We start from the raw sequence: 11978 nt of genomic DNA, 5'->3' as shown, positions 1-11978 counted from the left end.
GTCAGCCGGTCGCGCCGGTCGCGCCGTTCGCCTGGCCGTTCCGGGCGTCGTACTCGGCGCGGGCCGCGTCGATCTCGTCCACATGCGTCTCGGCCCACTGGATGAACGTGCTGACGGCCTCCAGGAGGGTCTTGCCGAGCGCGGTGAGCCCGTACTCGACCCGCGGCGGGATCTCGGGGTAGAGCGTCCGGTGCACGATTCCGTCGCGTTCGAGCGAGCGCAGCGTGACCGTCAGCATCCGCTGGCTGATCCCGTCGACCGAGCGGCGCAGCTCGCCGAACCGCATGGTGCGTTCGTTCAGGACGCTGATCACGTGCAGGGACCACTTGTCGCCCACTCGTTCGAGGACCTCGCGTCCTCGGCAGCTCGGCTCGGTCGCCGAAAGCGATACGGAACCGCGCGGGTCGTTGCGCTTCATGGTTATCTCCAGGTGCCCAGGGCATCCGAAAGTGCGTTCTTGTGGGTCGTGCGAGGCGGCTGCACGATGAGGATGGTTCCCTTCCGGAAGCGGCAACGCAAACGGAACTAAGGCATGGAAGGGAACCTACTCACTATGCAGAACCACCTCCAGGAGACACCATGACGACCCGACTTGTCGAGATCCCCGGCTATGTCGCCGGAACCTGGACCATCGACCCGCTCCACTCCACCGTCGGCTTCACGATCAGGCATCTGATGATCAGCAAGGTGCGGGGCCGGTTCGGCACGTTCGAGGGCACGCTGGTGACCGGGGCGAACCCGCTGGAGTCCACGGTCTCCGCCACCATCGACCTGGGCTCGATCGACACCGGCAACGCCCAGCGCGACCAGCACGTCCGCTCCGCCGACTTCCTGGACGTCGAGCGGCACAAGACCATGGCCTTCCAGTCGACCGGGCTGCGCGCCACCGACGACGGGTTCGTCCTGGACGGGGACCTGTCGCTGCGCGGCATCACCAAGCCCGTCTCCCTCGACCTGGAGATCGAGGGGTTCGGACCCGACCCGTTCCGGAAGGACGACCCGTTCAAGGGCGCCCGCGCCGGGTTCACCGCCACCGGGGAGATCGACCGCACCGACTTCGGCGTGGGCGACCGCGCCACGATCCCCGGCGGCAACCTCGGGCTGAGCGAGCGCATCCAGGTCGTCCTGGAGATCGAGGCGGTCCTGAACGTGGACTGACCCGCCCTGGCCCAGGTGTCAGCGCCGGTAGCCCAGGCCGTGGCCGAACGGGTAGAGGGTCGCGGACCCGTCCCGGACGGGGATCGTCACCGGCAGCCGTCCCTTCGGGTCGATCTCGCCGAACAGCACCTTGGCCACCGACCGCAGGGCCTCGGCCGTGTAGGAGAACGTCGCCACGTACGTCCGCGCCTCGGTGAAGTAGGCGATGTCGTACGGATCGCGGGCGGCGATGACCACCACCGGCTTCCCGGTGGCGACCAGGGCCTTGACGAGGTTCATCTGCCCGGGACCGTTGTGGCCGGACTCCTCCTTGACGTCCCAGGCCCGGTTGGTGACGGCGACCACCAGGTCCGCGCCCTCGGCGGCCGCGACGGCCTGGTCGATCGCCGCCCGCCCGGGGCTCAGCCCCGTCTCCCTGACCGTGGTGGTGGCGCCGCGCGCCGCGAACTCGCCGGCGAGCGTCGCGGTGGTCGTGGCGCCCCACCCGGTCACCAGCACGTTCCGCGCCCCCGGGGCGAGCGGCAGCAGGCCCGCCTCGTTCCTGACCAGCGTCGTGGTGCGGTCCGTGGCGCGCTGTGCCGCCGCGAGATGGGCGGCCTTCCCCACCACCCGGTCGATCGTCGACTCGTCGGCATAGGGGTCGCGGAACAGGCCGCGCCGCTGCTTGAGCCGCAGGATCCGGTACACCGACTCGTCGATGCGGCGCTCGGTCAGCTCGCCGCTCTTCACCGCGTCCACGACCGCGGCGAGCTGGCGGGGGAACACCCCGTTGCCGGACGCGTCCGCCGGGGGCTTGAGCAGCACGTCCACCCCGGCCTTGAGCGCCAGGACGGGGATCCGCTCGTCGCCGTACTTGTCGCGGACGCCCTGCATGTCCAGGGCGTCGGTGACGACGACGCCGTCATAGCCCAGCCGCTGGCGCAGGATCCCGGTCAGGATGGGCCGGGACAGCGTGGCCGGGTCCTCGGACGGGTCCAGCGAGGGCACCACGATATGCGCGGTCATGATCGAGTCCACGCCCCGGGCGATCGCGCGCTGGAACGGCGGCAGGTCGATCCGCTCCCATTCCTCCCTGGTGTGGCCGATCCGGGGGACGCCGGTGTGGCTGTCGGTGGTGGTGTCCCCGTGCCCGGGGAAGTGCTTGATCGTGGCGGCCACCCCGCCGGACCGATACCCGTCGACCTGGGCCGCGACCATCCGCGACACCAGCGCGGGATCGGACCCGAACGACCGCACGCCGATCACCGGGTTCCCCGGGTTCACGTTCACGTCGGCGTCGGGCGCGTAGTCCTGGTTGACGCCGATGGCCCGCAGCTCCCGCCCGGTGATGCGGGCGAGGGTCCTGGCGTCGTCCGTGCTCCGTCCGGCGGCCAGCGCCATGCTGCCGGGCGACTGGGTCGCGGGCGGTGGGACCCGCGCGACGATGCCGCCCTCCTGGTCGATGGCGATGGTCGCGGGGATACGGTTGCGCTGCGCCATGGCCGCCCTCTGGATCCCGTTGGAGAACGCGGCGAGCTGCTTCGGGCTCTCCACGTTCGCGGGGCTGGCGGCGTAGTAGATGAACCCGCCGGGCTTGTAGCGGGCGATCACCTGCGCGGCGTTGTCGACCCCGTACAGCCTGCGGTTCGCCGCGACGTCCGCGGGGTCGGTGGTGTCGGCGCTCTTTCCGAACACCTGCAGGACGAAGAGTTGCGCCGCCTTCTCCTCGAGCGTCATCGACCGGATGAGCCTGAGCAGCCGCGGGTCCTTGCCGCCGGCGTGGGCGTCGGGCGCGGCGAGACCGGTCACCGTGAGGAGCCCCGCCAGCAGCGCGGCGAAGGGCCTGGCGGGACGGCGCCCGCGGGCACGGGGACGGGACATGACGACTCCCTCCGCCCCCCGAAGATCATCACCTTCCCGCACGCTAGTCCCGGACGCCGCCCCCGTCCACGGCAAAGCTCGACGACGTTCGGTCCTACCGTCGGCGGAGGGCGGTCCCGCTGAGGGCCTCACTCAGGATGGCTGTATCCGTGCGGAGAGGCTAAAGGTCGAACTCTCCGGACTTGATCCGGGTGAGGAGTTCGGAGAAGGACCCGGCGGGGAGTGTCAGCTTCGGTCCGTTCGGGTCCTTGGAGTCCCGTACACCGAAACGCGCGTCTAGCCTGGCCACCTCGATGCAGGCGCCGTTTACGCTGCCCTCGCTACGGCTGGACTTACGCCACCTGATCATGCGAATCCCTCCATGATTTTCCGGATCAGGGCCAGGGACGCGGTCTTGGACTCGGCGACGTCCCCGATCCGGCGGAACCAGACGTCGTATTGGGTGATCTCGGCCGCGTCCCGCACGAGCTACCCGAGGCCAGGCACGTGTGGAGAGGCTAAAGGTCGAGCTCTCCGGACTTGATCCGGGTGAGGAGTTCGGAGAAGGACCCGGCGGGGAGTGTCAGCTTCGGTCCGTTCGGGTCCTTGGAGTCCCGTATACCGAGACGCGCGTCTAGCCTGGCCACTTCGACACAGCCTCCGTTTACGCTGCCCTCGCTACGGCTGGACTTACGCCACCTGATCATGCGAATCCCTCCATGATTCTCCGGATCATAGTCAGGGACGCGGTCTTGGACTCGGCGACGTCCCCGATCCGGCGGAACCAGACGTCGTATTGGGTGATCTCGGAGGCGTCCCGCACGAGCCGCCCGGGGCCGAGCGTCTCCGTGTATGGAACGTCCTGGTTTCCCACTCTATACAGTTCGAAGGCGCCATCTCGTCCGACATGTCCGCCCGCTGATCGTGGGACCACCCGGACCGTCCATGCCGGGGATTCCGCCAGCTCCAGTAGGCGCGCGAGCTGAGCGCGGTGGATCTCCCGGCCGCCGACCTGATGCTCGAGGGCGTCTTGATCGATCAGCAGCCACACCAGCGGGGGCGGGTTCCTTTCCAGAATCCTCTGGCGTTCCAGGACGGCCTTGACCGCTTGGTCGACGTCCTGCCGCCCGCACTCGACGAAGACGGCGCGGGCGTAGTCCTCGGTCTGGGCGAGGACCGGTATCCAGCCGAGTGCCCAGATGCGGATCTGGTCTGCCTTCGATTCGCTCGCGGCCCGTTCGGCCCTCCACTCGGAGGAGTGCCGGGACTTGGCCCACCTGATGATGCGCCCGAGAAGCCCGCCTGTCTCCCAAGCAACATCGAGCTTGTCCGCGTCCCTCTCCTGAAGCCGAGATTCACCCGCTTCAATTTTGGAGATCAATGAGCGGTCTTTGTCAATTATGTCCGCAACGTCCCTATGGCTGGACGACCTTGCCTTGCGGAGTCTGTGCAGCTCAACCGCTGCCCAGTCGTACATGTCGTGGTCGGGGTCGAGCTGACGGGGGGGTGCCTGGCATGCATTCTCCGTTCGGGGGGCGTCATGAAGATCGTGAATTCACCTTCCGAGATTAGAGGTGGAGTGGTCATCCTGTTATGCGAATGACAGAAATGGGAGCGAGACATGAGGGTGAAAAATGACCAAATCGTGCGGATCGGTCGGGATGGGGGGCGGCCGACGGTCCTCGATGAGGTGGCGCACAGCGGCCTGCCCTCTGCCGACTTCGCCAAGACGGTTCGCGTTCTGCTCGCCACGCGCCTGGAGGGATCGGGCCTGGCCGAGCGGATGCCGCCGGGCATGCTCGATGACATCTACCTCGCCGCGTCCGAACTGGCCAACAACGCCTGCGAGGCGACGCCGCTGGAGGCGATCACGTTCCGGGCGCTCTTCGGAGCGCGATCGGTGCGGGTGGGGGTCTGGGACTCCAGCAACGCGACGCCGCAGCCGAAGCAGGTCGTAGAGCGGGAGCCGCACGACATCGAGCCCGACCTCCATGCCCTGGACGAGGGCTACGAGTCGGAGGACATCGGCGGGTGGGGACTCGCGCTGGTGATGGCGCTGACCGGTGATCGGAAGGTGGAGCTAACGCCACCGCAAGGCAAGTGGGTGTCGGCGACATTCTCGTTCTAGGCCGGAGCCTCCCGCCTGCGGTGGTCCGTTGTCACTCATCACCGTCCCAGGCCCAGCGTGGGACCTCGCTCAGCGGATGCAAGTCGGCATCCGTCTCTGCCAGGGAGTTCTGCTGCGCGACCCGCGACCCGAACTCCGCGTGTTCGCGGAATGCCGCGCGGAACGCCTCGTCGTCGGGCAACCCCGCCTCGTCCAGCGCCTCCATGTAGAGGTCGACGAACCGCTGCCGCTGCTCGTCGGTGATCCGCAGGTGCCGGTGCTCCCGGACGAGGTACGGGAACCCCAGCTCGCGGCTGAACCGGTCGGGTCCGCCGAAGGACTCCGCCGTGAACCACGTCAGATGCTTCACATGGTCCGGCCTCCGGGCGGGGAAGAGCGGCCTCAGCACCGGATCGGCCAGCAGCTTGCCGTAGAAGATCTCTTCAAGCCGGTGCAACGCCTCATCACCGCCGGCGTGGTCGTACAGGCTGGGCATGGACGGGTTCCTCCAGCGGTAGGCGATCGGTCACAGCCGAGAGCTCGGTCACTGCGAGAACCGTAAGCGGACCGCGGCATCCCAAGACCATCGTGACCGGTTCCGGCAGGAGTCCCGAGTTAAGGGTTCGTCAAGTTACGGCGGTGCGGGGTTTTCGGGGCGGGCGGGGCGCACTTATCGTGCGGGCGACCCCGAACGGGAGGTTGCCGTGTCCGAACGTGTGGGGACGGGCGATGCCGAGGCCGTGATCGCCGAGTATGACGCGGAGCGGCCCGCGCGGAGGCTCGGCGGGCCGGTGGCGTACGTGGCCGGGGCGGTCGCGTTCGGGGTGGCCGCCGCCGTGGCCGTCCATCTGCTGCCGGCCAGACCCTTCTCCTCTCCTCCACCCCCTCTGCCAGGGAAGGACAACGATGCGCACCATCCTCCGCTCCCGCGCCGTCCTGGCGACGCTGGCGCTGACGACGACGCTGGGGCTGACGGCCTGCGGCGGCGAACATGAGAGCGACGAAGGCGGCCTCTACAACCGGGGCCGGCTGTCCATCGCCACCGGCGACACCACCGGCGTCTACTACCAGCTCGGCGGCGGCTACGCGGACGTGATCAGCAAGAACGTCCGCGGCTACCAGGCCACCGCCGAGGCCACCGGCGCGTCCATCGAGAACATCCAGCGGGTCGTGCGCGGCGACTCCGACATCGCGTTCACCCTCGCCGACGTGGCGGGGGAGGCCGCGACGGGCAAGCACTCGTTCGACTCCCCGCAGCCGATCCGCGCGCTCGCCCGCATCTACAACAACTACGTCCACGTCATCGCCCGCACCGACTCCGGCATCCGGAGCGTCGCGGACATGCGGGGCAAGCGGGTCTCCACCGGTTCGCCCAACTCCGGGACGGAGGCCATGGCGGTGCGCCTGCTGGAGGCGGCGGGCATCAACCCGAAGTCGGGCATCCGGCGGCAGGCGCTGTCGCTGCCCGAGACCGTCCAGGGCATGAAGGACGGCACGATCGACGCCATGGTGTGGTCGGGCGGCCTGCCCACCAGCGGCATCACCGACCTGATGACCACTGTGAAGACCCGGGCGGTCTTCGTGCCGCTCCGCAGGGAGCTGCCCAAGTTGCAGGCCAGGTACGGCCAGATCTACCAGCCCACCACCATCCGGCGGAACGTGTACAGGACCCCGGGGCCGGTGTCGACGATCCTGGTGCCCAACGTGCTGATCGTTTCACCGAAGATGCCCGACAACCTGGCCTTCGAGCTGGCCAAGGTCATCTTCGACCGCCGGCAGGACCTGGTCAGGGTGCATCCCGAGGCCGAGAACATCGACAAGGCCCAGGCCGCGAAGACCGAGCCGATCCCGCTGCACCCGGGCGCCAGGAGGTATTACTTCGGCGGGTAGCCGCCGGTAGCGTGAGCCGCCATGGAGATCACGGAAGGCGGCGCCGTCCCGGCGGAGGCGCAGCGGCTTCACCAGCAGGCACGGATGGCGGGCCAGGAAGGCGACTACGACGGCGCGCTCCGGTTGCTCGAACGCGCCCACGCGCAGGCGCCCGACTGGCCCTATCCGCCGTACGACGCGGCCTTCACCTACGTGCTCATGGGCGACATCGTCCAGGCGGAGAGGGCCTATGCGCAGGTCGACCAGATGGCGCCGCGCGGATTCTTCACCTGCAAGACCTCCCTCCACATTCTGCGGCGCGAGCTGGCGGGGGAGTTGCACGAGGGCTTCGCACGCGCGTTCCTGATGCTCGAATTCCTCGACGATCCGGGACGGAAGAGGGCCATTCTCGAAGGCATCGTGGCCCAGTTCCCGGACTTCGCCCCGGCCTGGAAGGAGCTCGCCGGACTTCTGACCGACGATCCCGATGCCCGGCTGCGCGCCATAGAGAGCGGGCTCGCCGCGACGCCGGACGCCGAGACGAAGGGGCAGTTGCTGCTCAACAAGGCGCTCATCGTCAACCAGAGAGGGGATCGGGACGAGGCCGTCCGCATGCTTCGGGACCTGGTGGCCGATCCGGAGTCCACATTGAGCACGGTTTCTCTCGCGAAAATGACGCTTGAGCAACTGGGCTAGCAGGAGCCCACCGTGATGGCGGTGGTCTCGCTGTAGTGGAGGTGCCCGAACGCCGTCACCTTCACCAGTGCCCACCAGGCGCCCGGACTCGCGGACGCGGCGGCGCGCACGGGGAAGCGCAGAGCGGCGGTGTCCCCGGGCGCCACCTCGAACGGCAGCGTCCACGGATCGATCAGCACGTCCGCGCCCGGACCCCAGGTGCCGTAGGGGCTCACCACCTGCGCCTCCCCTCGCACCGGGGACGCCGCGCAGCCGCGTACCTCCACGTTCAGCTCCGCCGACTCCCCTCGCGCCAGGGCGAGGGCGCCAGGGGTCACCAGGATCTCCAGCGGGTCGGCTTGGGCCGCCTCGCCGATTCTGATCGCCGCCACGTCCTCCCAGGCGCGGCCCTGGTCATCGTGGATCCGGGCGGCGAGGTAGTACGTCCCCTCGGCGGCGCCGTCCACGCCCACCTTGAGGTCCCATGCCGCGAACTCGCCCTCGTCCAACCGGTAGTCGAGGCGGCCAGGCTGCACGGCGGCCACCAGTTCGTCGGGGACGAGCAGCTCCAGCCTTCCCCTCGCGGGGCGCCCGGACGCGGCCACCGTCACGCGCAGCGTCCCCGGCCCGTCGAGCCGCGGCGGGGACACGTGCACCGCGACCGGCTTGTTGCCCAGCGGTGCCGGGCCCTGGTTGTGCAGCCAGTAGCGGGAGAACACCGGCCGCCGCTCCCGCCCGGCCTGCCGGTGATCAGCGGCCGGTAGCCCGCGTTCGGGACGCAGCCGCAGGGTCACCACGTCGAGCGGCCCCAGTTCCGGCGAAGCGTCGTCGAGGCGCCGGCCGGTGGGGGCCTCCAGCAGGTCGGTCACCTCCGCTTCGGCGATTCCGGTGAGCAGCTCGATCCGCGCGGTCGTCGCCCGTCCCGTCGTTTCGTGCAGACGTACGGTGAGGCCGTCCAGAGGGTCCTGGGCGCCGTCGCGCCCAGCGGCCAGCGGGTTGCCGGACGGCTTGAGCGCGCTCAGCACGACGTTGCCCGGCCGTACCGTCACCAGCCCGGCGCTCGGCGGTAGCCCACCCAAGTGGGACGTGGTCTCCCGCGCGAGAAGGTCATGGTTGAACTCCTGCCCGGCCTGCACGAACCCGGCGGTGCGCCAGTCGCCCTCGCCCGCCACCAGGCTGTAGCGGAACGTGTGGCTCCAGTGCTGCCACGACAGGCTGGACCCGTCCGGGGCGGTGCGCAGCGGCCCGTCGATCCACACGCCGCTCGGCCACGTGCTACACGAACGCATCAGGTTCAGGTTGATGGTCCCGCCGGTCGTGGTGACGGTACCGGGCGTGCCGGCGTTCAGCAGCGCCACCGAGTACCCGGCCAGAGCGCCGTCCGCATCGGCGAGCGCCCCGGAGTGGCGCACCTCGATCGTCGCGTCGGCGAGGTCGTCCCGGAAGGCGGCCAGGTCGCCGGAGACGATGAGCACCGGCAGGTCCCTCGTCCCGCGCAGGTCCGCGCCCGGCCGCCAGACCTCGCTGAGGGGACGGGCGGGCGGCACGAGCACCCGGCCGTGGTCCGCCAGCGCCTCCCGGTACGCCGGATCGGCGCCCTCGAGGACCTCTTCGGCGAACGGGTTGGTCTCCGGGCCGCCGAGGACGATGCGCACGTCCGGCAGGTTCGAGTCGACGTCCAGGGCGCCGTAGCGGGGACCTTCCGGTAGGGTCCGGGTCGCCGTCACGCCCTGCGCGGCGAGCGCGGCCAGCACGGCGCGCACCTCCCCGGCCGCCTGGGGATCGTCGGCCGCGACCACCTCGGCGACGCCGATCGCGTGCTCGTGGCGGGTTCCGTCGTCGCCGGTCAGGGCGATGCGGGCGGTGCTGCCGAGCGCCGTCCAGGTGTGCGCGGGATTGTCCAGCGTCCACAGGTCCTCGGCGGCGTCGGCGTCCGGGAACCCGAACGGCCGGCCGATCGCGCCGAACCCGACCTCCGACACCGGCCGCCCGCCCGGAACGTTGAGATCGAAGCGGACCCGCAGCAGGTGGTCCGAGCCGATCGACCCGTGGACCCGGCTCCGGAAGTCGACCCGGCCGACGCCGTCCCACAGCAGCACCTCGCCGGTGATCCGCAGACCGCCGAGCGACGTCTCGGTCACGACGCGGCGGCCGACGGCGCACTCCTCCGCCCGGACGACCGCGTTCCCCGCCCCGCCGTCGCCGCTCCCGGTGCCGGGACCGGCGGGCAGCAGATGCCACGGCCCCTCGCCCCACACCGGGTGGGTCGGGTGCTCCCGCTGGAGGACGAACTCGCCGCCGAGCCCGCCGGACCGCAGCAGCTCAAGCCCGTCACGCAGGGCACGGATCGAGGTCAGGGCACCGCCGCGCGCCGGATCGGCGGTCACCTCGAACGCCTGGTTGGCCACGGTCACCGGTGCCGCCCGCCCCTCATCGGGCAGGGCGGTCCAGCCGCCGGGCACGGCCTCGTCCGGGACGGCGCGATACACGCGGTACCCGAGCGCCGGGACGTCCCTCGCGAGGAAGGTCAGCGTGATCCGGGTCAGCCGTCCCGAGCCGTCGCGCCGCACCCCTGCACCGAGCGCCGGGACGGTCTCCCCGTCCTCGTCCACGAGGCGCACACCCCGGAAGCCGCCGTCCGGGATGGTCAACCGCACCTCGGTGATCCCGTGCCGCGGCCATGACAGCGTGTTGACCACGACGACGGCGACGCCCGTGCCGGAGGTGTCCACGCGCGCCGCCAGGTCGTCGATCGCCTGCGTCCGCGCCCGGTCGGCCAGCTCGTACGCCTCCCGCCAGCCGCCGAGCAGATCGACGTACACCTGGTCGGACTCGCTCCCGGTGATGCCGTCGTGGTGCGCGCCGTAGACCAGTTGCCGCCACGACTTGTCCAGTTCCTCACCCGGATAGGGGGCGCCGCCCAGCGCGGCGAGGGTGGCCAGCCGCTCGGCGTCCAGGACGGCGACCTCGGCGGCGCGCTGCGCCTGCTTGGTGTCGATGTAGGAGACGTCCTTGCCGGTGTAGACGGGGTTCATGTCGCGGGTCTGCGGGCTGGGCCGCCGCCCGCTCGCGCCCAGCTCCTCCCGCACCGCGCCGAAGAACTCGCGGGGCAGGCCGACCACGAAACGCGGCCAGACGTACCGCGCGTTCCAGTCCCGGTGGATCTCGGTGCACCAGCGGGACGGGACGACATGGTCGGCGCCCACCGGCAGGAGCACGTTGCGGGTGGCCGCGACCGGCTTGAGCTCGGCGAACTGCCCGTAGGCGATCCGCGCGGCCTCGTCGCGTCCCGGGGCTCCCTCCATGGCCCAGCCGGCGCCGTAATGGTTCGCCATGTACGCGGTGAGCAGCCCGCGCCCGTTCGGTGATATCCACTCGAACTCCGAGGGGAACTGCATCCGCCGGTTGTCGCCGACATGCCGGTTCGGCCCCCACATGTGGAAGGGGCCGCGCGCCCACGCGCTGGACGTCAGCCCCGCGTCCGCCATGAGCCCCGGGTAGGCGGGGTCGTGCCCGAACGCGTCCAGCATCCACGCCGACCGGGGGTCGCCGCCGACCACGTCGCGCTGGTAGCCGACCCCGTACACCGCGTTGCGGATGGTCGACTCGGGGTGGGTGAGGTTGGTGTTCGGCTCGTTGTAGTTGCCGCCGACGATCTCGATCCGTCCCTCGCCGAGGAGGCGCCGCAGGTCGGCCCGGTCCTCGGGGAAGACGTCCCAGTACGGCTTGAGGTAGTCGATCTCGGCGAGCACGAACTTGTAGTCGGGGTCCCGGCGCGCGGCGTCCAGATGGGCGCGCACCAGGTCGAAGGCGGTCTTCACCGTTCCGGGCCGCAGCGCCTCCGCCCCCGGCAGGTCGTACCACGCCTCGGTGAACCCGCCCTGGGTGTTCCACCACACCGGGTCGTAGTGGAAGTGCGAGACCATCCACATCGTCCAGCCGGTGGCCGCCGCGACGATCTCACCCTCCGCCGTGCACCGTCCCGCGTCCGGCCCGGTCTCCTCGGCGACCGCGGTCACCCGGCGCGCGGCCCCCTCGGTGACCGGCTCGTCCAGCCGGACCCCCACCTCGACGGACCGTTCCTCGCCCGCCGCGAGCCCGGCCACGATCACCGGCTCGGGCGTCGTGACCGCCGGCCCGTCCACCCGTACCCGAAGCTCCCCGACCGCGCGCTCCGCCGCCAGCCCCACCCGCACGACCTGCCGGGGTGCGAGCGGCGGCCCGGTGAACAGATCCGTCCCCTCAACACCGCTGATACGCAAGGATCCCCTCCGATCCACCCTTCCCCCCTTGCGCCGGTACCATTCCGGGGTTCCGGCGCGGCGGGGAG

The 11978-nt window shown here is 70.6% G+C and carries 11 protein-coding genes; 4 read left to right on the top strand and 7 right to left on the bottom strand.

What is annotated here, in order from left to right; genetic code table 11:
• Position 1 precedes the first annotated feature (1 nt).
• Positions 2 to 418, bottom strand: a complete 417-nt coding sequence (locus QSK21_RS01280; RefSeq protein ID WP_285692912.1) for a winged helix-turn-helix transcriptional regulator — start codon at positions 416 to 418, stop codon at positions 2 to 4.
• Positions 419 to 579: 161 nt separating this feature from the next.
• Between QSK21_RS01280 and QSK21_RS01275 the strand changes: the two genes are divergently transcribed.
• Positions 580 to 1158: a YceI family protein gene (locus QSK21_RS01275; RefSeq protein ID WP_285692910.1), complete on the top strand. Its 579-nt coding sequence runs from the start codon at positions 580 to 582 to the stop codon at positions 1156 to 1158.
• 18 nt (positions 1159 to 1176) lie between these two features.
• Here the strand turns inward: QSK21_RS01275 and QSK21_RS01270 are convergent, their stop codons facing one another.
• The 4 genes from QSK21_RS01270 to QSK21_RS01255 all read right to left on the bottom strand — a co-directional run bounded on the left by QSK21_RS01270 (position 1177) and on the right by QSK21_RS01255 (position 4474).
• A complete protein-coding gene (locus QSK21_RS01270; protein ID WP_285692909.1) occupies positions 1177 to 3018 on the bottom strand; it encodes a glycoside hydrolase family 3 protein in 1842 nt (613 codons plus the stop codon).
• Between the two features lie 160 nt (positions 3019 to 3178).
• A complete protein-coding gene (locus QSK21_RS01265; RefSeq protein WP_285692908.1) occupies positions 3179 to 3367 on the bottom strand; it encodes a DUF397 domain-containing protein in 189 nt (62 codons plus the stop codon).
• Positions 3368 to 3515: 148 nt separating this feature from the next.
• Positions 3516 to 3704: a DUF397 domain-containing protein gene (locus QSK21_RS01260; RefSeq protein ID WP_285692907.1), complete on the bottom strand. Its 189-nt coding sequence runs from the start codon at positions 3702 to 3704 to the stop codon at positions 3516 to 3518.
• Positions 3701 to 4474: a helix-turn-helix domain-containing protein gene (locus QSK21_RS01255; protein WP_285692906.1), complete on the bottom strand. Its 774-nt coding sequence runs from the start codon at positions 4472 to 4474 to the stop codon at positions 3701 to 3703. Before QSK21_RS01255 ends, QSK21_RS01260 begins: the two co-directional genes overlap by 4 nt.
• Positions 4475 to 4642: 168 nt before the next feature.
• On the opposite strand from QSK21_RS01255, the gene QSK21_RS01250 reads away from it, so the two are divergent.
• Positions 4643 to 5125, top strand: coding sequence for an ATP-binding protein (locus QSK21_RS01250; RefSeq protein ID WP_285692905.1), 483 nt, complete (start codon positions 4643 to 4645; stop codon positions 5123 to 5125).
• A 31-nt stretch (positions 5126 to 5156) separates the two neighbouring features.
• On the opposite strand, the gene QSK21_RS01245 is transcribed toward QSK21_RS01250, so the two are convergent.
• Positions 5157 to 5600 carry a group II truncated hemoglobin gene (locus tag QSK21_RS01245; RefSeq protein WP_285692904.1) on the bottom strand — a complete coding sequence of 148 codons (444 nt, stop codon included), beginning with the start codon at positions 5598 to 5600 and terminating at the stop codon, positions 5157 to 5159.
• Positions 5601 to 6010: 410 nt separating this feature from the next.
• Between QSK21_RS01245 and QSK21_RS01240 the strand changes: the two genes are divergently transcribed.
• Positions 6011 to 6994 (top strand): TAXI family TRAP transporter solute-binding subunit, encoded by a 984-nt coding sequence (locus QSK21_RS01240; RefSeq protein WP_285692903.1) that lies wholly within the window; start codon positions 6011 to 6013, stop codon positions 6992 to 6994.
• 21 nt (positions 6995 to 7015) lie between these two features.
• The gene (locus tag QSK21_RS01235; protein WP_285692902.1) at positions 7016 to 7669 is read left to right on the top strand and encodes a tetratricopeptide repeat protein; all 654 of its coding nucleotides are present in this window, start codon (positions 7016 to 7018) and stop codon (positions 7667 to 7669) included.
• Here the strand turns inward: QSK21_RS01235 and QSK21_RS01230 are convergent.
• Positions 7666 to 11910, bottom strand: a complete 4245-nt coding sequence (locus QSK21_RS01230; protein WP_285692901.1) for a glycoside hydrolase family 38 N-terminal domain-containing protein — start codon at positions 11908 to 11910, stop codon at positions 7666 to 7668. The genes QSK21_RS01235 and QSK21_RS01230 overlap by 4 nt on opposite strands.
• Positions 11911 to 11978 lie beyond the last annotated feature (68 nt).

The organism is Actinomadura sp. NBRC 104412 (assembly GCF_030269515.1).
GTDB lineage: Bacteria > Actinomycetota > Actinomycetes > Streptosporangiales > Streptosporangiaceae > Spirillospora.
Note: the sequence above shows the minus strand (reverse complement) of the source record. Positions and strands in the feature narration are given on the sequence as shown.